The 21,902-nt window shown below is 66.4% G+C and carries 22 protein-coding genes; 15 read left to right on the top strand and 7 right to left on the bottom strand.

What is annotated here, in order from left to right; genetic code table 11:
* The first annotated feature begins 148 nt into the window (after positions 1–148).
* Entirely contained in the window at positions 149–2,425 is a 2,277-nt protein-coding gene (gene treS, locus LFT49_RS01700; protein WP_236800534.1) for a maltose alpha-D-glucosyltransferase, read from the top strand.
* Between the two features lie 30 nt (positions 2,426–2,455).
* Here the strand turns inward: treS and LFT49_RS01695 are convergent, their stop codons facing one another.
* Entirely contained in the window at positions 2,456–3,673 is a 1,218-nt protein-coding gene (locus LFT49_RS01695; RefSeq protein WP_236800533.1) for an ROK family transcriptional regulator, read from the bottom strand.
* Positions 3,674–3,865: 192 nt separating this feature from the next.
* Here LFT49_RS01695 and LFT49_RS01690 point away from each other — a divergent pair, with 192 nt between their 5' ends.
* From LFT49_RS01690 to LFT49_RS01645, 10 genes are all read left to right on the top strand, one after another.
* A complete protein-coding gene (locus LFT49_RS01690) occupies positions 3,866–4,963 on the top strand; it encodes a Gfo/Idh/MocA family protein (protein ID WP_237429554.1) in 1,098 nt (365 codons plus the stop codon).
* The gene (locus tag LFT49_RS01685) at positions 4,960–5,790 is read left to right on the top strand and encodes a hypothetical protein (protein ID WP_236800531.1); all 831 of its coding nucleotides are present in this window, start codon (positions 4,960–4,962) and stop codon (positions 5,788–5,790) included. Before LFT49_RS01690 ends, LFT49_RS01685 begins: the two co-directional genes overlap by 4 nt.
* Before the next feature lie 120 nt (positions 5,791–5,910).
* Positions 5,911–7,239, top strand: a complete 1,329-nt coding sequence (locus LFT49_RS01680) for an ABC transporter substrate-binding protein (protein WP_236800530.1) — start codon at positions 5,911–5,913, stop codon at positions 7,237–7,239.
* A gap of 12 nt (positions 7,240–7,251) precedes the next feature.
* Positions 7,252–8,214, top strand: a complete 963-nt coding sequence (locus LFT49_RS01675) for a carbohydrate ABC transporter permease (RefSeq protein ID WP_236800529.1) — start codon at positions 7,252–7,254, stop codon at positions 8,212–8,214.
* Positions 8,214–9,104 (top strand): carbohydrate ABC transporter permease, encoded by an 891-nt coding sequence (locus LFT49_RS01670; RefSeq protein WP_236800528.1) that lies wholly within the window; start codon positions 8,214–8,216, stop codon positions 9,102–9,104. Before LFT49_RS01675 ends, LFT49_RS01670 begins: the two co-directional genes overlap by 1 nt.
* A 42-nt stretch (positions 9,105–9,146) precedes the next feature.
* Positions 9,147–9,893 carry a sugar phosphate isomerase/epimerase family protein gene (locus tag LFT49_RS01665; protein ID WP_236800527.1) on the top strand — a complete coding sequence of 249 codons (747 nt, stop codon included), beginning with the start codon at positions 9,147–9,149 and terminating at the stop codon, positions 9,891–9,893.
* Positions 9,890–11,008 (top strand): Gfo/Idh/MocA family protein, encoded by a 1,119-nt coding sequence (locus LFT49_RS01660; RefSeq protein ID WP_236800526.1) that lies wholly within the window; start codon positions 9,890–9,892, stop codon positions 11,006–11,008. Before LFT49_RS01665 ends, LFT49_RS01660 begins: the two co-directional genes overlap by 4 nt.
* A gap of 46 nt (positions 11,009–11,054) precedes the next feature.
* Positions 11,055–12,248, top strand: coding sequence for a Gfo/Idh/MocA family protein (locus LFT49_RS01655; RefSeq protein WP_236800525.1), 1,194 nt, complete (start codon positions 11,055–11,057; stop codon positions 12,246–12,248).
* 26 nt (positions 12,249–12,274) lie between these two features.
* Positions 12,275–13,276: a sugar phosphate isomerase/epimerase family protein gene (locus LFT49_RS01650; RefSeq protein WP_237429553.1), complete on the top strand. Its 1,002-nt coding sequence runs from the start codon at positions 12,275–12,277 to the stop codon at positions 13,274–13,276.
* Between the two features lie 3 nt (positions 13,277–13,279).
* Positions 13,280–14,146, top strand: coding sequence for a TolB family protein (locus LFT49_RS01645; protein WP_237429552.1), 867 nt, complete (start codon positions 13,280–13,282; stop codon positions 14,144–14,146).
* Here LFT49_RS01645 and LFT49_RS01640 read toward each other — a convergent pair.
* The 3 genes from LFT49_RS01640 to LFT49_RS01630 form a co-directional block, all read right to left on the bottom strand.
* Positions 14,143–15,015, bottom strand: coding sequence for a glycosyltransferase (locus LFT49_RS01640; RefSeq protein ID WP_237429551.1), 873 nt, complete (start codon positions 15,013–15,015; stop codon positions 14,143–14,145). The genes LFT49_RS01645 and LFT49_RS01640 overlap by 4 nt on opposite strands.
* A 241-nt stretch (positions 15,016–15,256) precedes the next feature.
* Entirely contained in the window at positions 15,257–15,619 is a 363-nt protein-coding gene (locus LFT49_RS01635) for a hypothetical protein (protein ID WP_237429550.1), read from the bottom strand.
* A 53-nt stretch (positions 15,620–15,672) separates the two neighbouring features.
* On the bottom strand, positions 15,673–16,572 hold the full coding sequence (locus tag LFT49_RS01630; protein WP_236800520.1) for an SDR family oxidoreductase: 900 nt from the start codon (positions 16,570–16,572) through the stop codon (positions 15,673–15,675).
* Positions 16,573–16,791: 219 nt separating this feature from the next.
* Here LFT49_RS01630 and LFT49_RS01625 point away from each other — a divergent pair, with 219 nt between their 5' ends.
* The 3 genes from LFT49_RS01625 to LFT49_RS01615 are packed head-to-tail and all read left to right on the top strand — an operon-like array spanning position 16,792 to position 18,251.
* The gene (locus LFT49_RS01625; protein WP_237429549.1) at positions 16,792–17,178 is read left to right on the top strand and encodes a DUF6328 family protein; all 387 of its coding nucleotides are present in this window, start codon (positions 16,792–16,794) and stop codon (positions 17,176–17,178) included.
* A 3-nt stretch (positions 17,179–17,181) separates the two neighbouring features.
* Complete coding sequence (locus tag LFT49_RS01620; protein WP_236820983.1) at positions 17,182–17,844, top strand: DUF6766 family protein; 663 nt, start codon at positions 17,182–17,184, stop codon at positions 17,842–17,844.
* A 56-nt stretch (positions 17,845–17,900) separates the two neighbouring features.
* Positions 17,901–18,251 (top strand): LPXTG cell wall anchor domain-containing protein, encoded by a 351-nt coding sequence (locus LFT49_RS01615; protein WP_236800517.1) that lies wholly within the window; start codon positions 17,901–17,903, stop codon positions 18,249–18,251.
* Here LFT49_RS01615 and LFT49_RS01610 read toward each other — a convergent pair.
* From LFT49_RS01610 to LFT49_RS01600, 3 genes are all read right to left on the bottom strand, one after another.
* Positions 18,248–19,369, bottom strand: coding sequence for a glycerate kinase (locus LFT49_RS01610; protein ID WP_237429548.1), 1,122 nt, complete (start codon positions 19,367–19,369; stop codon positions 18,248–18,250). The two genes, LFT49_RS01615 and LFT49_RS01610, sit on opposite strands and share 4 nt — an antisense overlap.
* Positions 19,370–19,443: 74 nt before the next feature.
* Complete coding sequence (locus tag LFT49_RS01605; protein WP_237429547.1) at positions 19,444–19,779, bottom strand: hypothetical protein; 336 nt, start codon at positions 19,777–19,779, stop codon at positions 19,444–19,446.
* Complete coding sequence (locus LFT49_RS01600; RefSeq protein WP_237429546.1) at positions 19,769–20,434, bottom strand: helix-turn-helix domain-containing protein; 666 nt, start codon at positions 20,432–20,434, stop codon at positions 19,769–19,771. The genes LFT49_RS01605 and LFT49_RS01600 overlap by 11 nt, the downstream gene beginning before the upstream one ends.
* A gap of 200 nt (positions 20,435–20,634) precedes the next feature.
* Between LFT49_RS01600 and LFT49_RS01595 the strand changes: the two genes are divergently transcribed.
* On the top strand, positions 20,635–21,876 hold the full coding sequence (locus LFT49_RS01595; protein WP_237429545.1) for a UPF0158 family protein: 1,242 nt from the start codon (positions 20,635–20,637) through the stop codon (positions 21,874–21,876).
* Positions 21,877–21,902 lie beyond the last annotated feature (26 nt).

Genomic DNA, 21,902 nt, shown 5'->3' with positions numbered 1-21,902 from the left:
CCGGTGTCCCCTTCCGCCGGCCCCCTGCGCAGTAGCATCGGGAGAGGGAACGCCGAATACTCCCTGCTCGCTTGGGTACCTGTCCTTGAGCAAGGGGTCGTGGAGCATCCATGCCAGCACGGAAACGAGCAATGGAAAGAGGAGCTTTATGCAGGAGCCGGGCACCAGCGAGCACACTTCAGAAGCGGATACAGCCGCAGGCAACGGGGAAGTGGAAGCGGGCGCTGCGGAGCAGGCAGCGGAACTGGACGTCAACTTCGACGAGCAGTTCTTTGCCGCCCGGCCGAAGGCACTGCGGCCCATCGCCCGCCGGCGCCAGTTCGTCGGCAGCAGGCCATCCTTCGAATTCGACGGGCGCAACGCCGCCTATGTGGAGTGGCTGCGCAACCAGGCCATGCTCGGGGACGCGAACACCTTGGCCCGGCAGCTGTCAGGCCAGGCCAGCATGTGGCAAAACTCGTACGCGCACCCAAACCCGCGTGCCGCTGTCGAACGCGCCTCCGTGTGGTTCACCGCCTACCCGCTGTCCTTCATCACCCCCACCGGCCAGTCGTTCCTCTCGGCACTGGGGGACCCGCAGATGTGGAAGGCCTTCCGCGAAATCGGAATCCGCGGCATCCACACCGGACCCGTGAAACTTGCCGGCGGCATCAGTGGCTGGTCCCACACGCCCAGCGTGGACGGGCACTTCGACCGCATCAGCATGGCCATCGACCCGGTCTTCGGCACCGAGGACGAGTTCCGCAGGATGTGCGAGGTGGCTGCTGAGCACGAGGGCACCATCATCGACGACATCGTCCCCGGCCATACCGGCAAGGGAGCCGACTTCCGGCTCGCCGAAATGAACTTCCGGGACTACCCCGGGATTTACCACATGATCGATATCCCGGAAGAGGACTGGAACCTGCTCCCGGACGTCCCCGAAGGTGCCGATTCGGTCAACCTCAGCCCCGACGCCGAGCAGGCGCTGCAGAAGGCCGGCTACATCATCGGCCGGCTGCAGCGGGTCATCTTCTACGAGCCCGGGGTAAAGGAAACCAACTGGAGCGTCACCCGGCCCATCGTGGACACCACCGGCCAAACCCGCCGCTGGGTCTACCTGCACTACTTCAAGGCCGGGCAGCCCTCCATCAACTGGCTGGACCCCACGTTCGCCGGAATGCGGCTCGTGGTCGGCGATGCCCTGCACTCGCTCGTGGACCTTGGCACCGGAGCGCTGCGCCTTGACGCCAACGGCTTCCTGGGCGTGGAAAAGAGCGCAGAGGAACAGCCCGGCTGGTCCGAAGGCCACCCGCTCTCCGAGGCCGCCAACCAACTCATCGGATCCATGATCCGCAAGGTGGGCGGGTTCTCCTTCCAGGAACTGAACCTGACCATCGACGACATCAAGGCAACCTCGGAGTCCGGCCCGGACCTGTCCTACGACTTCATCACCCGGCCGGCGTACCACTATGCCCTGGTCACCGCGGACACCGAGTTCCTGCGGCTGACCCTCCGGCTGTCCCTGGAAATCGGCGTCGACCAGGCCTCGCTGGTGCATGCCCTGCAGAACCATGACGAGCTCACCTACGAACTCCTGCACTTCGCGGCCGGGCACCGGGACGAGATGTTTGAGCTCAACGGCGAAGAACTTACCGGCGCACAGCTGGCCGAGCAGGTCCAGCAGACCCTGCGGGACCGGCTCACCGGCGAAAACGCGCCCTACAACGCCGTGTTCACCACCAACGGCATTGCCTGCACGTCGGTCAGTTTCATCATGGCCGCCCTGGGAATCCAGGACCCGGACGCCGCCACCCCGGAGCAGGAAGCCCAGATCCGGGACGTCCACCTGCTCCTGGCCATGTACAACGCCCTGCAGCCCGGCGTCTTCGCGCTTTCCGGCTGGGACCTCACCGGCATCCAGGCGCTGGACCGCAGCAGGGTCCGGGAACTCACGTCCCAGGGCGATACCCGCTGGATCAACCGCGGTGCCCACGACCTCATGGGAACCAGCCCGGACGCAACCACGTCATCGGCCGGGATGCCGCGGGCCCGCAGCCTCTACGGGCCACTACCAGAACAGTTGAAGGACCCGGACTCGTTCGCGCGCAGGCTGCAGCGGATCCTTGCGGTCCGCGAGGACAACGGGATCGCCACCGGCACCCTGCTGGACGTGCCGGACGTCTCCAACCGCAGCGCACTGGTGCTGGTGAACCGGCTGACGGACGGCAGGCTGCAGGTCACGGCGCTCAACTTCTCCGGGCAGGACATCGCCGGCAGCATCCAGTCCAACGAGCTGCCATCCGGCGCCAACGTCACGGACCTCTTCAGCGGCGAGACAGTGGGCCAGGTGGACGACCTGCACAGCTTCTTCCTGGAACTGCCCGCCTATGGCGGCACTGCACTGCTGTTGACCGAGGCACCTGAGCCGGAGGCCGAGGCCTAACGCCGGGGGTGGCGCCGGAAAACCCCGGCGCTACCCGACTGCTGCGGCCGTCAGCGTCGCTTCGATAATGGCCGGCGAGAGGACGTACTGGGTGACCAGCTGGCTGGCCCCAAGCACGCCCGCATGGGCGCCGGCCCGCGAAACGTTAATGCGCAGGTGCGAGGTGGCCAGCGGCGGAGAGCGCCGGTACACCACCTCGCGGATTCCGGCCACCAAGTGCTCCCCCGTCTCGCCGACACTGCCGCCCACCACGATGACGGACGGGTTGAGCAGGTTGACCACAGTTGCCAGCACCTCGCCGATGTCCCGTCCGGCCTGCCGCAGGGCCTGGATGGCCTGCAGGTTGCCGTCGGCGGCGAGCCGGAGCACGTCGGCGCCTATTGCCACGTCAAGTCCCTGCTCCTTCAAGGAGCGCGCGACGGCGGGACCTGACGCGAGTGCCTCCAGGCACCCAAAGTTTCCACAGGCACACAGGACATCCGCGCCCCGTGCCACCTGGACGTGCCCCAGGTCGCCCGCCGTGCCGTTGGCGCCGCGCTGCAGTTCCCCGTTGCTGATGATTCCGGAGCCAATGCCGGTGGCCACCTTCACGAAGAAGAAGTTGCTGTGCTCGGGCCAGTGCGCGGACTGCTCCCCCAGCGCCATGATGTTCACGTCGTTGTCCACCAGCACGTGGACCGGCAGGGACCGCTGGACGTAGCTGACCACGTCGAACCCGTCCCACCCCGGCATGATGGGCGGCTTCACCGGCTTGCCGGTGTCGTGTTCCACCGGGCCGGGCAGCCCGATACCGATGCCGGCGAGTTCCCCCACGCTGCGTCCCACGGACGCCAGCAGCTCCTTGCCCTGCGCCACTACCCGGTCCAGCACCACCTCCGGCCCGTCGGCCACCTGCTGGGCCAGCCGGTGTTCGGCGAGGATGGTTCCGCCAAGGTCGGTGACCGCCACGATGACATGCGTGGCGCCCACGTCCACCGCCAGGACCAGGCGGGCGGAAGGGTTGAAGGCAAAGCGCGACGGCGGCCTGCCGCCACTGGAGAGCGCCTCCCCTGCCGGACCCACCAGGCCGGACAGCATCAAGGCGTCGATCCTGGAAGCGACGGTGGAACGGGCCAGCCCCGTGGTCAGGGCCAGCTCCGCACGGGTACGGGCCCTGCCGTCCCGGAGCAGCTGGAAGAGGTCGCCCGCGCGCGACAGGCTGCCGACGTCAGCGTCTTTCGCGGCCTGTTTCCCCGTGGCTTGAGTCATGTCTAAGTCATAACACTCTTACTTACTACTGTCATCACGGCAGAAGAATGACGCGCAACAAACAACTTTTGCTTGACGCGTGTCAAAAGTAGTCCTAGGTTGTGACTCACGGCACATTTGCGAATCCGATGCCTGGCATCGGCCGCAGTGATGGCCCAGCATCCCGGAGTCCGCTTACAAAGAGGTAGGAACTTGTCCCAGCACGCAGCGCCCGCAGGCCGCCCCCTCGGCGTCGGCATCCTCGGCGCCGGACCGGTCACCCAAGCCATCCACCTCCCGGCCCTGGCCCGCCTCCAGGACATCCTGGAAGTGCGGCACATCATGGATGTGGACTCTGCCGTCGCTTCCTCCGTGGCCGCCCGTGTCGGCGCCGTGGCCGGTACCAGCATGGAGGCCCTGCTGGCGGACCCCGGCGTAGACATCGTGGCGATCTGCAGCCCGCACCAGTTCCACGCAGACCAGGTCATCGCCGCCTGCAGGGCCGGCAAGAAGGCAGTCCTCTGCGAAAAGCCCTTCGCCATGAATGCTGAAGAAGCAGCCCGCATCTCGGCCGTCAGCACCGAAACCGGCGTTCCGATCGTCGTCGGCGCCATGCACACGTTCGATCCCGGCTGGCTGGCGGCTGAACAGAACTGGGGTGACCTCCCGGAGCAGGTCCACACCATCCGCTCTTCGATCGTGTTGCCGCCCAATGCGCGGTTCGAGGATTTCGCAACGGAAATCATTACCCGGCCCACCGCAGGCAACCCTGACTACTCGGACATCGAGGTCATCAAGGGCGCACTGCAGGGCGGAATCATGGGCCTGGCCATCCACGACCTGCCCCTGGTCCGCCGGTTCACGCCCGACTTCGCCGACGTAGAGGTCCTCCACGCGTTCCACGTCCGCCCGTTCGGCTACGCAGTCTCGCTCCGCACTCCCACCCGCGTTATCGAACTGCGGGCCGTCATGAACAGCACCTGGAAGCCGGAATGGACCTTCGAGGCCATCGGGGATGATGCCGCCCTGCACATCGACTTCACGCCGTCCTATATCCAGGCCGGCTCCGCCGTCGCCACCATCTCCCGTGGCAAAGGGACCGAAACCACCGGCTTTGGCCCGTACGGCCACAACGGCTACGAGGGCGAATGGCGTGAACTCGCCGGGCTCGCCACGGGAACCCGCCGGGCCCCCTCCGCCCAAACCCTGATCGACGACCTCACGTTCGCCCTGGCCATCGCCGAAGCAACGGTGGCAAGCGCCGCGGCAGCACACGCCGGCGCCGCAGAAAAAGCAGGAGTTTCGGCATGAGCGGCCAGTACACAGTTTCAGCGGGCACCGGGGCCCGGGAAGCCGGCGCTGTCACCCAAACCATGGCTTCACTGCCTGAAACCTTCGGTCCCGCCCAGGACAGCCGGCAGGGCACCGCGGATGTGCTGGTGATCGCGGGCGAGCCCGGTTGGACCGCCGAGGCCGCCAATGCCGTCGCGGCGGGCGCCCGCGGGATCGTGGTGGCCAACCCTGCTCCCGAAGACACCACGCAACTGGCCGCAGCGGCAGGCGCCGCAGGAACCGCCGTCGTCCTTGACCTCCGCTGGGCCTCCAATCCGGCCCTGGTGGGTGATCCCACGGAACCCGACGCCCGTGATGCGGTGCGCAGCGCCGCCGGTACCGCCTCACTGCTGGACAGTGTGGCGACGGCGGCTCCCGGCACGGATCCGCAGCGGCTCCTGGTCGACCATCTCGCCGCATTGCTGGCCGTTTGCGGGCCGCTCGACGGCGTGCGGGTCCTGCACAGCGGCGCCACCGGGTACGCGGTGCGCGGCAGGCTGGCCAATGGAGCCCCGTTCACCGCCCAGGGCGTGCTGACCTCCGCCCGAATGGCCGGCGTCGATATCCGCCTCTACACCGCCGATGGCGGAGTCAGCGTCCAGGTTCCCGATCCGGACGCCGCCTGGCCGGCGAAAGTCCGGGTCACCGGGACCCAAGGCGAACTTTTGCTTCCCACGCTTTACGAATCCGCCCACCGGTCAGCGTGGCGGCGCCTGAAGGACCATCTTCGCGCCGGCACCAGCCCGGACGATCTGGCCGGGTTCGCCCAGCTGACCGACCTCTACGCAACCCTCGCTGCCACGTAACCAGCCCACCGATACGCAACCGAACAGCACAACCGAACAATCCAGTCCCACCTCCACTCTCAACGATGAGCAGGACCGCACCAACGGCGCTCAGCGCAAGCGGTCCCGAAAGGACACATCATGAACGCAACTTCCGAACAGCGCCGCTCCTTCTCCCGGCGCGGTTTCCTGGGCCTGACGGCTGCCGCTGCCGCAACACCCCTCCTCGCGGCCTGCGGCGGCGGTTCGGCGTCACAGGGCGGCGGCGGAGGCGGAGCCGGCGGGACCGTGAAGTTCTGGGACATGCCGTGGGCAACACCGGCCTACAACGACGCCGCCAAGGGCATCGCGGAAGGTTTCAACGGTGCCAACGGCGCCAAGGCGAGCTACCAGATCATCCAGTGGAACAACTTCTACCAGACCTTCTCCTCGGCGATCGCCTCCAAGACCGGCCCGGCTGTGTCCACGGGCGGCGGCTTCCAGGCGTTCCAGTTCGAGCAGCAGGGCCAGATCGCCTACGCGGACAAGGTTATCGAGAAGCTGAAGGCCAACGGCCAGTTCGACGATTTCCTGCCCGGCGTGCTGGACCCGTTCAAGTCGGACAAGGGCTACGTCGCCGTCCCGTGGCAGCTGGACATGCGCGTTTTCTGGTACCGCAAGTCCCTGTTCGAGAAGGCCAACGTGGCACTTCCCACGGACTGGCCCTCCCTCCTTGAAGCGGGCAAGGCCCTGAAGAAGGTGGGCGCGTTCGGCTTCACCACCGGCGCCGGCGCCGGCAACAACTACGCCAACCACTCCATGATCATGATGATGGTCAACAACGGCGGCGGTGTCTGGAACAAGGACGGCGAGCTGGACCTGATGAACGACCGCAACGTCGAGGCCATGGAGTTCGTCCTGGAACTTGTGTCCAACGGCATCATTGATCCCGCCGCAGTCAGCTACACCACGGACAACATGTCGGCGCAGTGGAAGGATGGAAAGGCAGGCTACGGCCTGTTCCAGGTGAACGTCCCGCAGCGCGTCGGCGACACCTCCGGCGACCTCCTGGTGGCAGACCCCATCACCGGACCACACGGCGACAAGGCCACCATCGTCTTCCCCAACAACATCATGATGTACACCAACACCCCCTCGCAGGAGGCCTCGGAGGAGTTCCTGGTGTACTACCTGGGCCAGCTCAAGCAGCTGTGGCAGAAGAAGCTGATGTCCGCCCTGCCGGTCTTCAAGTCGATCACCGAGCTTCCCGAGTTCGCCAACGACCCCAACAACGTCAAGATCGTCAAGGACTGGCAGCCCATCGCCAAGACCTTCGCTGCCCAGGGCAGCAAGCTGAACGCCAACCTTGCAGCACTCGACGGCGGGCAGGCACTGAACCAGTTCAGCCAGACCATCATCACCGGAAAGGCAGACGCCAAGACTGCCCTGCAGACCTTCCAGTCCGGCCTCGAATCGGTCCTGAAGAAGTAGGACGAACCGCCCATGTCCAGCACCACCACCCAGTCCGGCCTGTCCCGGGCCCGCCGCGGGATTGCCCCCGGCGGGTCCGGGGCCGTCCCCGGAAAACGCAAGAGCAAGCTTTCGGCGCAGGCCACCAGGACATTCTTCTGGCTCCTGCTCCCCTCCGTCGTCCTCCTTGTCCTGATCCACGGCTACCCGCTGATCTACGCCGCCGTCCAGGCAACGCACGACGGAAACCTGCTCCAGACCGGCAACTTCGTGGGCGGGCAGAACTTCGCCACCGTCCTGACCTCGCCGGCGTTCTGGAAGGCTGCCCAGTTCACGCTGTGGTTCACCATTGTGGGCGTTTTCGGCTCCTGGCTGGTGGGGCTGGGCCTGGCCCTGCTCCTGCGCACCAAGATCCCGGCCGGCGGCACGTTCAAAGTCCTGTTGCTCCTGCCCTGGGTAGTTCCCATCGTGGTCTCATCCACTGCCTGGAACTGGCTGGTGGCCACCCCGGACAGCCTGATCCCGTCGCTGTTCCGGAACCTGGGCATGGGCACCCCGCTCTTCCTGGCCGACCCCACCCTGGCCTCCATCACGGTGATGGTGTTCAAGGTCTGGGTCAGCTTTCCGTTCATGATGATGATGATCTCGGCTGCACTGGCGTCGGTGGACACCACTGTCTATGAAGCAGCGAGCATGGACGGCGCCAGCCGCTGGCAGCAGTTCACCCAGATCACCCTGCCGCTGATCGCCCGCTCCACGTACATCAGCTGGATCCTGATGACTATTTTCTGCGTCAACGACTTCCCCACCATCTACCTGCTCACCGGCGGCGGGCCGGTCAACGCCACCACGTCCCTGGTGGTCCTGGCCTACCGGACCGTGTTCCAGGACTTCGCCACCGGCCCCGGCGTCGCCATCGCCTTCCTCATGACCATGACCCTGGTGGTCATCTCGGTCATCCTGTACCGCCAGATCCGAAAGTCGAGCGTCGAATAATGAGCGCAGTCCTCCACGCCCATCCCGAATCCGGCCCGTCTCTTGGCATTGATGCCGGCAAGCGGCGCAGGGCCCTGTCGGAAGCCGGCCAGCGCGGCCGCTGGTGGCGGTTCGCGGCGATCCTGATCATCACCGGAATCGTCCTGGTGCCCATCATGGTCACGGTGCTCCTGGCCTTCACGCCGGGACCCAACAGCACTGCCACCGGCTTCACCTTCGAGAACCTCAGCAATGTCTTCTCCAAGACCCTAGCCGCTACCTGGCTCAAGAACAGCCTGGTCACCACCCTCTCCACCGTGGTGGTGTCCGTGGCCGTCGCCGCGCCCGCCGGCTACGTCCTCTCCCGCGGCCGCAGCAAGGCAGTCTCCGGCTACTCGCTGCTGCTGTTCGTGATGCAGTCGCTGCCCATCATCACCTCGGTGGTGCCGCTGTTCATCCTGTTCGCCGGCATGGGCCTGGTGGACAACCTCCTGGGCCTGACCATCATCTACGTCGGTTCCACCATGACCGTGGCCACCTGGATGATGGCGGCGTACTTCGATTCCATCCCCATCAGCCTGGAGGAAGCGTCCTGGATCGACGGATGCTCCGTCTTCGGGTCCTTCACCCGGGTGGTCCTGCGGAACTCACTGCCCGGCGTCCTGTCCACCGCGATCTTCGCCTTCCTCCTGGCCTGGAACGACTATCTGGTAGCCATCGTGTTCCTGCGCTCCAACGAAATCTTCACCCTCCCCATGGGTGTGCAGTCCTTCTTCCAGCAGAACGCAACGGACTGGACTTCGGTCATGGCCCTGGCAGTGGTCATGATGCTCCCGCCCGTGATCGTCTTCGCCACCTTGAACAAGTACTTCAGCGTCGGCGGCATCGGCGGCTCGCTCGCCGGACGCTGACACCCCAACTTCCCCTGAACAACCACTCCACAAAGGAAATTTATGTCCTACTCACTGCAGCTTTACACCCTCCGCAACGCCATTTCGGAGGACCTCCCGGGAACCATCAGGAAGGTGGCCGAAATCGGCTACACCCAGGTTGAGCCGTACAACTTCGTGGCCACCGCCAAGGAACTTGGCGCGGCCCTGAAGGAGAACGGACTCACTGCCCCGTCCGGCCACGCACCCCTCATGAGCCAGGACCAGGACGAGATTTTCTCGGCAGCCAAGGAGCTGGGCATCACCACCGTCATCGACCCGTTCCTGCCCGCCGAGCACTGGCAGAAAGCCGAAGACATCCAGGCCACGGCAGCGAAGCTTAACGCCGCCGCCAGGAAGGGCGCCGAATACGGCATCCGGGTGGGCTACCACAACCACGCCTGGGAGCTGGAGTCCACCATCGAGGGCCGCACCGCCCTGGAGTACTTCGAGTCCCTGCTGGATCCGGAACTGGTCCTGGAAGTGGACACCTACTGGGCAGCCGTCGGTGGCCAGGACCCTGTTGAGCTCCTCCAGCGGCTCGGCGACCGGGTGAAGTTCATCCATATCAAGGACGGCCCGCTGACCAAGGACAACAAGGCCCAGCAGCCGGCAGGGCAAGGCAAGGTCCCCGTCATGGACGTCATCGCAGCCGCGAAGTCCCTCGAGGTGGGCGTCGTGGAGTTCGACGACTACGCCGGCGACATCTTCGAGGGCATCACCCAAAGCCTGTCCTTCCTGGACGCCGCAGGCGAAGGAGTCAAGGCATGACCACCACAGCATCCCGCAAGGGACCCGTAGGCGTCGGCGTCATCGGCGCCGGCGTGATCAGCAAGCAGTACCTGGACAACCTCACGGCGTTCCCGGACCTGAAGGTCCACGTCATCGCCGACCTCTTCGAGGAAGCAGCCGAGGCCCGCGCCAAGGAGTACGGCATCGCCGAGTGGGGCGGGGTAGACAAGGCCCTGAACCACCCCGACGTCGAAATCATCGTCAACCTCACCATTCCCGCCGCGCATGTGGAGGTGGCCACCGCCGCCGTCAACGCCGGAAAGCACGTCTGGACCGAAAAACCGTTCTCCCTGGACCGCGAATCCGGGCTGGGACTGCTCAAGACCGCCGACGCCGCAGGTATCCGCCTGGGCTGTGCCCCGGACACCTTCCTGGGCGCGGGCCTGCAAACCGCACTGCGGCTGATCCGGCGGGGTGACATCGGAACCCCGCTGACGGCCATGACCACGTTCCAGACCCCCGGCCCGGAGTCCTGGCACCCCAACCCGGCGTTCCTCTTCCAGCACGGTGCCGGTCCCCTGTTCGACATGGGCCCCTACTACCTCACCACCCTGGTCCAGGCCTTTGGATCCATCCGCAAGGTGGCCGCCGTCGGGTCCAAGGCCAAGGACGTGCGCGTGATCGGCTCCGGGCCCAAGGCGGGCGAGGAGTTCACGGTCGAGGTGCCCACGCACGTTTCGGCGATGGCGCAGTTCGAGTCCGGTGCCTCCTCGCACAGTGTCTTCTCCTTCGAGTCTCCGCGCACCCGCATGGGCTTCGTGGAAATCACGGGCACCGAGGCCACCATTTCGCTGCCGGACCCCAACTACTTCACCGGTGACATCAAGCTCTGGCGCGCCGGTGACGAGGACTGGACCACCGTTCCTGCCACCGGGCCGGCCAACGGCCGTGGAATGGGCGTGCTGGACATGGCCCGTTCCCTCCGCGCCGGCGTCCCGCACCGCGCCACCGGCGAGTTGGCCTACCACGTCCTGGACACCATGGTCTCCATCTCGGAATCCATCGACTCCGGCACGTTCATCAACGTCGAAAGCTCGGCCCCGGCATCCCCCGCCCTCCCCGAGGACTGGGCACCGGAAACCGCAACGATCTAACCCGGCAAGACCAGTCCAGCAAGCAGGAAGCACCCAGGAACGCATCATGACCATACCCGCTCACCCGTCCGAATCCCCGGCCTCCCGGCCGGCTTCCCGCCCGTTGGGGGTGGCTGCCATCGGTTATGCCTTCATGGGCAAGGCCCACTCCAACGCGTGGCGGAATGTGGCCAGCTTCTTCGACGTCCCGGCCTTCGAGCAGAAAGTCCTCGTGGGCCGGGACGCCGACGCCGTGGCGGAGGCGGCGGCCAAGTATGGCTGGGCCGAGTCCGCAACGGACTGGCGGACGGTCATCACGCGGGAAGACATCGACATCGTGGACATCTGCGCGCCGGGCTGGATGCACGCCGAGATCGCCATCGCCGCACTGGAGGCGGGCAAACACGTGCTGGTGGAAAAGCCGCTGGCCAACACCCTGGCCGAGGCCGAACTCATGACGGCCGCCGCTGCCAAGGCCCGTGCCAAGGGAGTGCAGTCGATGATTGGCTTCAACTACCGCCGCGTCCCGGCCCTGGCCTTGGCGAAGGAACTGATCGCTGAGGGCCGGCTCGGCACGGTCCGGCACGTCCGTGCCGCCTATTTGCAGGACTGGCTCAGCGACGCCCAGGCCCCCATGACGTGGCGGCTGCGCAAGGAAACTGCCGGTTCCGGCGCCCTGGGCGACATCGCCTCCCACGCCATTGACCAGGTCCTCTTCCTCCTGGGCGACCAGGTCACGGAGGTCAGCGGCCGGCTCAATACCTTCGTCAACCAGCGTCCCGCCGGAAACGGCGCCGGCTCCGGGTCCAAAGAGGACGTAACGGTCGACGACGCCGCCTGGGCCACGCTGTCCCTCACCTCCGGGGCCATCGCCTCAGTGGAGGTCTCCCGGGTGGCCACCGGCAGGAAAAACAGCCTCCAGATCGAAATTTATGGCGACAAGGGCAGCCTGTTGTTCGACCTGGAGAACCTCAACGAACTCGGTTTCCTGGACGCCACCCTTCCGGTCCGCGAACAGGGTTTCCGCAGGATCCTGGTCAACGAACCCGAGCACCCCTACCTCGAGGCGTGGTGGCCGCAGGGCCACATCATCGGCTGGGAGCACACCTTCACCCACCAGATCCGCGACTTCCTCGCCGCGATCAAGGACGGAACCCAGCCTTCGCCCTCGTTCGAAGAAGGCCTGAACGTCCAGTACGTCCTGGACGCGGTGGAGCAATCCGCAGCCAACAAAAGCACCCTCACCGTCGTCCGCCAGTAGCACCGCCCACCAGTTAAGGACCCCTCATGCCCCGCCCTTTCACCCTGTTCACCGGCCAGTGGGCCGACCTGCCCTTCGAAGAAGTCGCAAAGCTTGCTTCCGGCTGGGGCTACGACGGCCTGGAAATAGCCGTCTCCGGCGACCACTTGGACGCCTGGCGCTGGGACGAACCCGGCTACGTCGAGTCCAAACTCGAAATCCTGGACAAGTACAACCTCAAAGTCTGGGCCATCTCCAACCACCTCAAAGGCCAGGCCGTCTGTGATGACCCCATCGACTTCCGCCACCAGGCCATCGTCGGGTCCAAAGTCTGGGGCGACGGCGACCCCGAAGGCGTCCGCCAGCGCGCCGCCGAGGAGATGAAGCACACGGCCCGGCTCGCCAAGGCCCTCGGCGTGGACACCGTCGTCGGGTTCACCGGCTCCTCCATCTGGCAGTACGTGGCCATGTTCCCGCCGGTCCCGGACAAAGTCATCGATGCCGGGTACCAGGACTTCGCCGACCGCTGGAACCCCATCCTGGACGTCTTCGACGAAAACGGCATCCGGTTCGCCCACGAAGTCCACCCGTCCGAGATCGCCTACGACTACTGGACCACGGTGCGCACCCTCGAAGCCATCGGCCACCGCGAAGCGTTTGGCCTGAACTGGGACCCGTCCCACATGATGTGGCAGGGAATTGACCCCGTCTCCTTCATCTGGGACTTCAAGGACCGGATCTACCACGTGGACTGCAAGGACACCAAGGTCCGCCAGACCGGCCGGAACACCGTCATGGGCTCCCACCTGCCCTGGGGCGACCCCCGCCGCGGCTGGGACTTCGTCTCCGCCGGCCGCGGCGACGTTCCTTGGGAAGCCTCCTTCCGCGCCCTGACGGCCATCGGCTATGACGGCCCCATCAGCATCGAATGGGAAGACGCCGGCATGGACCGCCTCCACGGGGCCCCCGAAGCCCTCGCCGCCCTCAAGAAATACGACTTTCCCGCCTCCCAAACCAGCTTCGACGCCGCGTTCAGCAGCAAGGACTAGCGCGTGCGCGGGCATCAGCCGGGCCAGCGCTGCGAAGTATGGGTTGCCTCGGTCTCAGGGGAAGCGGAACTGGCATACTCCACGGGGAATATGCTCCTTGAGGCACCTAACTGGACACTGGACGGCCGGGCTCTGATCCTCAACGGGGCTGGCAGGCTGTGGCGGTTCGATCTGAGGGAAAGCTCCCTCAGCGAGGTTCCGCTTACGGGTATTCCGGAACTCAACAACGACCACGTCCTGGACCCTGACGGTGGCCACATCTTCCTCTCGGGCGAGGACGGCCATATCTATCGGGCACCCCTTGCGGGCGGGCCAGCCACCAGGATCACGGACGATGACGGCTCCTGGCACTTCCTGCACGGCGTCAGCCCCGACGGCCGGCACTTGGCGTACGTGGACATCGCAGCAGGCGACTTCAGCAAACCCGGCCGGCTGCGGACCATCCCGGCAGCAGGCGGAGCTCCCCACGATGTGGAGGTCGGCCCAGGACACTGCGACGGGCCCGAGTACGCGCCCGACGGGAACTGGCTGTACCTCAACACCGAGTCCTTCAGCACCATTCCCGGGCATGCCCAGCTTGCCCGGGTCCGTCCGGACGGCAGCGGGTTCGAGCGGCTGCTGAACAGCAGCACCGTCGATTGGTTCCCGCACCTGTCCCCTGACGGCAGGCTGGCCAGCTACGTCCGCTTCCCCGCCGGAACCCAAGGCCACCCCGCTGACCTGCCGGTCGACGTCGTCCTTGTGTCCACCAGCGACTGGACCGCGCCGCTGCACACGTGGCCGCTATTCGGTGGCCAGGGCACCCTCAACGTCAACAGCTGGTCGCCGGACTCCCAGCGCTTCGCCTACGTGGCATACCCGCTCGACTAGGGCGTGCGCGCCGACTCCTGGCCAAGGACGACGTCGTACGCCTCCACGGCGCGGTCCGTTACGGTGGTGGGTGATTCCAGGTGGACCGCGCCAGAGGGCAGGATGCCTGCGCCGCCGTATCGTTCCATGACCTGCCACTGGGCCACCACGTCCTCCCCCGCGTGCCCGTCGGGAAGGCTGGTCCAGAACCGGAACCCGCCGGCGTCGTTCAGTGCTTCCCTTCGGTACAGCACGCACCCGCCCAGCCATGCGACGTGGTACGGCACCCACTGGCCGGGCTGCAGCGACAGTTCGGCGCTGAGGTGGCTGAGGTTGGCGGCGCTGTGCAGCGGCCACTGTTCGAATTCCGGGGTTCCCGGCCGGACGCGTTCCGGCGTCACGGGGCCGTCCCAGGCCTTGAAGTTTGCCGTCTGGTGTGGCCGGCGGTCGTCCAGGAAGGACAGGCCCTGGGGCGCCATTCCGACAAAACCGCACTGGAGTTCGTCAAGCGCCCGGCTCAGCCGTGCCAGGGCGCCCGGTTCCAGCCAGACGTCATCGTCAAGGAAGAGGCACTGGTCCGCGGTGGACTGGTCCAGCAGGAACTGCCGGTGCTCTGCCAGTCCCCGGCGCGGGAGGTGGCGCAGCAGCATGACGGGCCGGCCCTGCGCCTCAAGCACCCGCACCATCGCGGCGGCGGCCGGGTGTTCCCAGGCAGGTTGCCCCGCTGACTGGTCGCTGACCACGACGGCGAACGCGGGTTCCTGCTGCGCGGCCAGTCCGGCGAGGGTGACGGCGAGTTCGGCCGGCCGATTGCAGGTGGGCACCAGCACATCCACCACTGCCTCGTCCGGCCGGTCCTGCTGCTGCGCCCACCGCTCCGAAAACCTCATGCCCACGGTCCACCTTCCTGGCGTCGAAGTTGGCGCCGGCAGGGCAGCCCAACGTGCTGCTGCTGCCTGTTGCCGGCGAGTTGGTTTCGTGTAGTCCGTACCCAGCCGTGCGGCATGTATTCGCGTAGCCGTACCGCGCCACAGCTCCTTGGGTCCGGACCCGGCCCTCCCGGAACGGCAAAAACCCCCGCCTCCGCTGCCGGGCGGCAGGGAAGCGGGGGCCTTAGTGGATCAGGATGGCTTATCCGGCGTCGAAGCTCTCGTCATCGTCATTGGGCGATTCCTCCTGCGGAAGGTCGTTGCCGCTTCCGTCGGGGATGCCGGCTGCTTCCTGGCCGGACTCGGATGAGACCGGCGCCGACCCCTGCGAATCGTCATTCGCCTCATCGATGTCCGCGGCGCTGGAGGGAAGGTCCATATCGTGCGGGACCGGGTTCTGGCCTGCGCCCGACTGCGGCTCGTTGGTGTCCGCGCCGCCCGAAGAAGTGCCACCGCCGCCGGACTGCTGGCCGCCCTGCGTGCCGGCCGCCTCCTGCTCGGCGGTGGGGGTGCCGTAGCCGCCGGGAGCGGTCTCGGGTTCAGCCTGCTGGTTTTCCTGCGTCATGGTTCCTCCTGTTGTGCTTTGCCGATGGTGCTGGCCTGGTGAACTTTTGGGGGCTACAGCCCCTTGCCGCCGGTGACCGGCAGGACTGCCCCGGAAATGTAGGAGCCGTCCTCGGAGGCAAGCAGCACGTAGGCCGCTGCGAGCTCCGCGGGCTGCCCCGCGCGTTCCAAGGGTGTGTCCTGCCCGAAGGACGGGAGCTTGTCCGGCCACTCGGTGGCGGGGATCAGCGGCGTCCAGATGGGACCGGGGGCCACCGCGTTGACGCGGATCCCCTTGGGTCCCAGTTCCTGGGCCAGGGCCTTGGTGAAGGCCACCTGCGCCGCCTTGGTCATGGCGTAGTCGATGAGCCCGGGCGAGGGGTTGAAGGCCTGGATGGAGGCCGTGGTGATGATCGAGGCCCCCGCCTTCAGGTGTGGGACTGCAGCCCGCGCCGACCACAGCAGCGAGTAGAGGTTGGTCCGGAAGACCCGGTCAAACTCCTCGGTGGGAAGCGTCTCCAGGCTCTCGCGGTTCTTCTGGTATGCCGCGTTCAGCACCAGGACATCGAGCCGGCCGAATTCAGATACGGTCTCCTCCACGATGCGGGTGCTGAATTCCTCTTCGCGTCCGTCGCCGGGAAGGAGGAGTGCGCGGCGGCCGGCTTTCCGGATCCACTCCGCGGTGTCCTGCGCGTCGTCTTCCTCCTCTGGAAGGTAGGAAATGGCGACGTCGGCCCCTTCGCGGGCGAAGGCGATGGCCGCGGCCTTGCCGATGCCGGAGTCCCCGCCGGTGATGAGCGCAGCTTTCCCTTCCAGCTTGCCGTTCCCCTTGTAGCTGTGCTCCCCGTGATCCGGTTTGGGGTCCATGGGCGCAGTGAGTCCGGGCTGTTTCTGTTCCTGCTCGGGGAACGGACCCGAGTGGTAGCCGCCGCGCGGATCTTTTGGCTGGTCTGTCTGCTTGTCCGTGTCGCTCATAGTCCGCCTGCCTGTCTCGGTTGACCTGTTCGGTCGGGAAGAGCACCGCCGCGCTCCGGCCCTTCGAAGCTATCGGGAGTGGCGGAACAAGTCCACCACTCCAAGGTAATAATCAGTAAACTTATCAAATGTCGTCGCAGGCGCAACGGCCGGCCTTGTTTCTGGGTATGGGAGGAGTAGAAAGAAGGCCGGCCGTGGCCGGAGTGGAAGGAGAGCCGCATGTCTGAAGTTGAGGACTATACGGGCCGGACCGGGCGGAATGAGACCCGTGAAGAGCAAATGGACCGTAACTGGGCGGAACTCCTGCAGGAGTTGCGCGTGCTGCAGACCGGGGTGCAGATACTGGCCGGCTTCCTGCTGACGCTGCCGTTCCAGCAGCGCTTCGAGAAGCTGGACGACTGGGAGGTTGGCCTCTACCTCACCAACGTGGTGAGCGCCGGCACTGCCGCCCTGGTGTTCGATGTCGCGGCCGGCCGGTCCGCGGGGGTCGCCGCAGGCGGGGCGCTGCTGGGCGTCATGGTGGTCATGCTGGTGTTCGTCCCGCTTCGGCTGAACAAGCTGGCCAGCGGCAGGACGCTTCCCCCGGCCGCCGCGAAGGAGGATTAAGACATGCGTAAATGGGCGAAAGAGCACGGACTGCTGGTTGCGAACCTGGCCTGCTTCCTGGTGTTCTTCGTGGGCATGGTCCTCTCCGGCGCCGCGTCCTACAGCGAGGACCAGCAGGCCCACGGCGAACCCGCGGTGTCCGTGCTCCAGTTCCTGGGCACCGGCGCTTTCGTCGAGGCTACGTTTGAGAACTGGGAATCCGAGTTCCTGCAGATGGCCATGTACGTGGTCCTCACGGTTTTCCTGTTCCAAAAAGGATCAAGTGAGTCCAAGCCGATAGGAAAGAAAGCACCGCAGGACGAGGACCCGCAGCAGGCGGCGATCAGCAGGGCCACGCCGTGGCCCGTGCGGCGGGGCGGTGCAGTGCTCAAGCTGTACGAGAACTCCCTGTCGATCCTGCTCTTCGCCCTTTTCCTTGGATCCTTCGTCCTGCACGCCGCCGGAGGCGTGGACGAGTACAACCAGGACCAGCAGAGCCACGGCCAGCCCGCCATAACCTTCCTGCAGTACTTGGGCAGCAGCCGCTTCTGGTTCGAGTCCTTCCAGAACTGGCAAAGCGAATTCCTGGCCGTGGGCGTCCTGGTGGGCGCCTCGGTCTACCTGCGGCAAAAGGGGTCCCCGGAATCAAAGCCCGTCGCCGAACCCCACTACGAAACCGGCGCCTGAAGACCCCAACAAATCCAGCACCAATCCAACCAGCCCCACCCAAAAGGAGAGACTGTATGCGAACCTTCGTGCGAACCACCCTTCTGGCCCTGCTGCTCCTGGCCGCCCCGGCCCTGCCGGCCGGAGCGGCAACTGCGGCGGCACCGGCATCCGCCGCCAGCCAGGCAGTCCCGGAACAGGTGGCCTCGGGATCAACAGGCGCTGCGTGGGCGGCAGGCACTTCTCCCACGCCTTCTCCCGGGGATACCGCGTCCACCGGCCCGGCCAACCCCGGCACCGGGGAGTCGGCCCAGAATGAGAACACGCGCCTTAACTACACCCCGTGGGTGATTGCGGGCGTGGCCGTCCTGGTGGCGATCGCCATCCTGATCTTCCGGCGGCGCCGGAACACCACGATCGTCGGCTAGGCGCCCTCGAGTACCTGGCTTGTAACCCAGGCCAGGTACTTGCCGGCGTTCGCCACGGCGTCTTCCGGGCTGGATGCCACGTCCAGCAGCTGGGCAGCCGCCTCCACGCCGTGACCGGCGAGCTCCTCAACGGTCACCAGGATCCTGCCCGCCACCACGATCACAGGGATTCCGCGGTCCCGGGCCGCATCGGCGAGCGCGATCGGGGCCTTGCCGGTGAGGGACTGCGAGTCCAAGGATCCTTCCCCGGTGATCACCAGGTCCGCCTGGCCCAGTTGGTCCGCCAGTCCGGTGAGGTCGGCCACCAGCGCGAAGCCGCCTTCCAGGGTGGCGCCGGTGAAGGCAAGGAACGACGCCGGGAAGCCGCCGGCGGCGCCCGCGCCGGGTACGTTCACGTCCCGGCCCGTCGCCTCCCGCAGCACTGACGCCCAGTTGCGGAGCCCGGCGTCGAGCATTTCCACGGCGTCCTGGTCCGCACCCTTCTGCGGCCCAAAGACGTGCGCGGCGCCGGTGGGACCGTACAGCGGGTTGCGGACGTCGACGGCGATGCGGAAGGTGGTGGCGGACAGCCGCGGGTCCAGCCCGCTCGTGTCCAGGGCAACCACATCGGCCAGCGAACCGCCGCCCAGGGGCACCACGTTGCCGGCGGAATCCAGGGGTTTCAGGCCCAGGGCGCGCAGGGCGCCGCTGCCGCCGTCGGTCATGGCCGAACCGCCCAGGCCCAGGACGATCTCCGTGGCTCCGGCATCCAGCGCCGCCGCGATCAGCTGGCCGCAGCCGTAGCTGTGGGCGCGCAATGAGTTGGCCGGTGTCGGTTCCATGTCGGCCAGGCCCGACGCCTGGGCCGTCTCGATCACGGCGGTCACCTTGCCGTCACCCTTGTGGATAGCCCAGGCGGCACCGAGCGGGGCCAGGATGGGGCCAACCACCGCGTTCAGCCGCTCCTCATAGCCCGCCGCCACGGCCGCTTCCAGGGTGCCTTCCCCGCCATCAGCGATGGGAAACTGGGTAGCCACGGCGTCCGGGTACACCCGCAGGGCCCCTTCGGCGATGGCCGCCGCTGCCTCGGCTGCCGTCAGGGACCCCTTGAACTTGTCGGGAGCGATAAGAATGCGCATGCGGTCCATCATGCCAGCACGGTACGGGAAAGCGTTTGCCAAATCCGGGATGTGGACTTTCCCGCAGGGGTCGCTTAGGCTTCGCGCCAGTCGTGGCTGACGTCCAGCTGCGCCTGTCCCCGTACCCACCGGTGCTGCTGCCCTTTGAAGGTCTCCCCGTCCGACTGGAAGCCTAGCTTTAGGAGAAGGTCGGTGAACTTGTAGAGCATTTTCGAGTCGGCCCGGATGTCCAGGGCAACATCGGCGTCCTTGGTGGCTCGGACGATGGGGGCGCCTCGTTCAACGGCGTGCAGGTAGACAGATTGGCCGCCGATCATCACCCAGCCTATGGGCATGGCCTCGTGGATCTCGAAGACGGCCTGCCACGCCTCTTCCTGTTCGGCAAGCATCGCGGGTAGCTCAACCGGCATGCAGGACACTCCTCACGATGAGGTCGCGTGCCGCCTGCCGTTCACGGACTCCAGCGCGCTCGGCAAGGTCCGCAGCAACGAACAGGGCAGGAAGACTCTGAGGGAGACCCTCGGCGACGTGGAGCAACACATTGGGCCGCTGGCCTGGTCGGGCTTTGACGAGAAACCACTCACGAACCAGGGAGTCCAGGTCCTGACGGTTCACGTAGCCTTCGATCTCTGAGTTGGCCAGCAGCCCGGAGTCAGGATGGGAAACCCCTGACAGGCGAATCCGCGGATCGTCACGGAGGTCGGCAAGGTCTGCCGAGCTCACCGAGTACTCCACCTTGTCGGCACGGCGGGCAAGCAGCGAGCAGAGTTTCGCGGCCGGGTCGGAAGCCTGCCGGAGGGATGCGAGGTGTTCGCGGAGGCGGGACCGCTCCATCGGGTGCGCGTCCGGGATCTGATCGCCCGAGGAGTAGAGCGCCAGGCGCCATGCGTTCACCGCGGACAGCGGGCGGCCCATACGGGGCTGGTACTTCGCGGCTTCAGCTTCCTCGATCACCCATTGGTTGCCGACACGTTCTCCTTTAATGACGCCGTGCGCGACCAGATTGCGTGCACGGTTCGGGGAGACACCCAACCGTTCGGAGAGCTGCGAAATACTCAGTGCCATCACACTATTGTAGTGACTCCGCAACGGAAGTGTGAAGGCCCGTTCCCACCTCCTTCTTCCCACTGTTATTTGTCGTCGTCGTCACCGTGCTGGTGGTGATCATGATGACGGTGACGCTGCGGGTACAGCGCGTTCACAGCAGCTCCCGGCTGCCTAAGACAGAAGCCGCCGCTACCTCGGCTCGTGCCATCCTTGACGGTATGGCGAGAACCTGGTTATCGGTGACAGTGGAACTGCTCGGTGGCCGCGGTGAGGAGCTGTGGCCCTGGCCGGGGCGCATCTTCGTGGTCGGGCCCTCGCACACCTTCATGGATCTCGCCAACGCCATCAACGATGCCTTCGCCCGATGGGACCGCTCGCACCTGTCAGTGTTCACTCTGGATGACGGCGGGGTAATCACCGACCAAGAGACGGGAGCCGAGATGGGCGCATCCATCGGTGGGCCGATCATCACAGCTCTCGACATCGCAGTTACCAAGGTCGCCCGGACCTTGGGGCCGGGGTCCGAGTTCCAGTTCATGTTTGACCTCGGTGACGCGTGGACGCACCGGTGCGTGATCGGGGAGGAAAAGGTCGACCCGCTGGAGGTATTGGGGATCCGCCCTGATTCCCCTCTGGCCTACTGGGGCTGGGGCAGCATTCCGGACCAATACGGCCGCCGGTGGGCCGCCGATGACGGGGAAAGCCGAATCCCGGCGAAACCAAGCCAATCCCATCCGATGCTGCTGCACGCGTGGCCCGAACAGGTCCAGGTGCCCAGACTTGACCTGCCCGAGCTGCGTAAGGCCATCGCGGCAGCAGACGCGCTCCGCTTCCTTGCGGCCCTGACAGGACGCGACATCGATGACACCCTGCAGCATGTCGGGGTCGGCATACCGATGGCCCTCGAGCACAGACGCCAGGAAGCCGAGCCCGTGGCATTGTCGGTCATCAATCGTCTGACCCGGCGCGGCTGCGCCGGTGACCAAGTGCTGGCCGAGGACCTGCTGGCATCGCTGCGCCGCGTGCCGCTGCCAGGCCAGGTTGTTCCCGTGGACCTCGACATGCTCAGCATCATCCTGGAGGGGGGCCCCGATCTGTCCACCGGCGGCTACCTCGACCTTCACACCGGGCAGGTGTACGACGAGGCCGCCACTGACCCGATGATCGTCGGGCAGGACACCTCGATCGACGTAGAGGATGAGCCGGACCGATGGCTTCGGCTGAGCCGCACAAGTTCTGGGAACGGCTGGCAGGACATGGCAGCTTTCGCCGGGCGGCAGCACGACAAAGCCTTCCGAGAGCGGCTGGAGCGGGCGATCGAGGGCAAAGGCGCCTTCTTCCGGTTCCGGGAAATCGTCCACTACGAGAACCTCAGCGAACACTGGTACGCCTTCTCCACCGACCGGCAGATGGGCCGTGCCCGCGAATTCCTCGCTGACAACGGCATCCGCGTGGGCTGAGAACCCGTCCTCGGCCGGCTGTTCCC

This window comes from Arthrobacter sp. FW306-06-A, assembly GCF_021870055.1.
In the GTDB taxonomy this organism is placed as follows: Bacteria; Actinomycetota; Actinomycetes; order Actinomycetales; family Micrococcaceae; genus Arthrobacter.
Note: the sequence above shows the minus strand (reverse complement) of the source record. Positions and strands in the feature narration are given on the sequence as shown.

What these genes read in the sequence shown, in the direction of transcription:
- LFT49_RS01625 (WP_237429549.1), top strand. Translation starts at nt 16,792, where the DNA reads ATGTCTGAAGTTGAGGACTATACGGGCCGGACCGGGCGGAATGAGACC.
- LFT49_RS01615 (WP_236800517.1), top strand. Translation starts at nt 17,901, where the DNA reads ATGCGAACCTTCGTGCGAACCACCCTTCTGGCCCTGCTGCTCCTGGCC.
- LFT49_RS01595 (WP_237429545.1), top strand. Translation starts at nt 20,635, where the DNA reads ATGGCGAGAACCTGGTTATCGGTGACAGTGGAACTGCTCGGTGGCCGC.
- LFT49_RS01655 (WP_236800525.1), top strand. Translation starts at nt 11,055, where the DNA reads ATGACCATACCCGCTCACCCGTCCGAATCCCCGGCCTCCCGGCCGGCT.
- LFT49_RS01635 (WP_237429550.1), bottom strand. Translation starts at nt 15,619, where the DNA reads ATGACGCAGGAAAACCAGCAGGCTGAACCCGAGACCGCTCCCGGCGGC.
- LFT49_RS01600 (WP_237429546.1), bottom strand. Translation starts at nt 20,434, where the DNA reads ATGGCACTGAGTATTTCGCAGCTCTCCGAACGGTTGGGTGTCTCCCCG.
- LFT49_RS01650 (WP_237429553.1), top strand. Translation starts at nt 12,275, where the DNA reads ATGCCCCGCCCTTTCACCCTGTTCACCGGCCAGTGGGCCGACCTGCCC.
- LFT49_RS01605 (WP_237429547.1), bottom strand. Translation starts at nt 19,779, where the DNA reads ATGCCGGTTGAGCTACCCGCGATGCTTGCCGAACAGGAAGAGGCGTGG.
- LFT49_RS01675 (WP_236800529.1), top strand. Translation starts at nt 7,252, where the DNA reads ATGTCCAGCACCACCACCCAGTCCGGCCTGTCCCGGGCCCGCCGCGGG.
- treS (WP_236800534.1), top strand. Translation starts at nt 149, where the DNA reads ATGCAGGAGCCGGGCACCAGCGAGCACACTTCAGAAGCGGATACAGCC.
- LFT49_RS01610 (WP_237429548.1), bottom strand. Translation starts at nt 19,369, where the DNA reads ATGCGCATTCTTATCGCTCCCGACAAGTTCAAGGGGTCCCTGACGGCA.
- LFT49_RS01665 (WP_236800527.1), top strand. Translation starts at nt 9,147, where the DNA reads ATGTCCTACTCACTGCAGCTTTACACCCTCCGCAACGCCATTTCGGAG.
- LFT49_RS01620 (WP_236820983.1), top strand. Translation starts at nt 17,182, where the DNA reads ATGCGTAAATGGGCGAAAGAGCACGGACTGCTGGTTGCGAACCTGGCC.
- LFT49_RS01640 (WP_237429551.1), bottom strand. Translation starts at nt 15,015, where the DNA reads ATGAGGTTTTCGGAGCGGTGGGCGCAGCAGCAGGACCGGCCGGACGAG.
- LFT49_RS01680 (WP_236800530.1), top strand. Translation starts at nt 5,911, where the DNA reads ATGAACGCAACTTCCGAACAGCGCCGCTCCTTCTCCCGGCGCGGTTTC.
- LFT49_RS01660 (WP_236800526.1), top strand. Translation starts at nt 9,890, where the DNA reads ATGACCACCACAGCATCCCGCAAGGGACCCGTAGGCGTCGGCGTCATC.
- LFT49_RS01670 (WP_236800528.1), top strand. Translation starts at nt 8,214, where the DNA reads ATGAGCGCAGTCCTCCACGCCCATCCCGAATCCGGCCCGTCTCTTGGC.
- LFT49_RS01685 (WP_236800531.1), top strand. Translation starts at nt 4,960, where the DNA reads ATGAGCGGCCAGTACACAGTTTCAGCGGGCACCGGGGCCCGGGAAGCC.
- LFT49_RS01695 (WP_236800533.1), bottom strand. Translation starts at nt 3,673, where the DNA reads ATGACTCAAGCCACGGGGAAACAGGCCGCGAAAGACGCTGACGTCGGC.
- LFT49_RS01630 (WP_236800520.1), bottom strand. Translation starts at nt 16,572, where the DNA reads ATGAGCGACACGGACAAGCAGACAGACCAGCCAAAAGATCCGCGCGGC.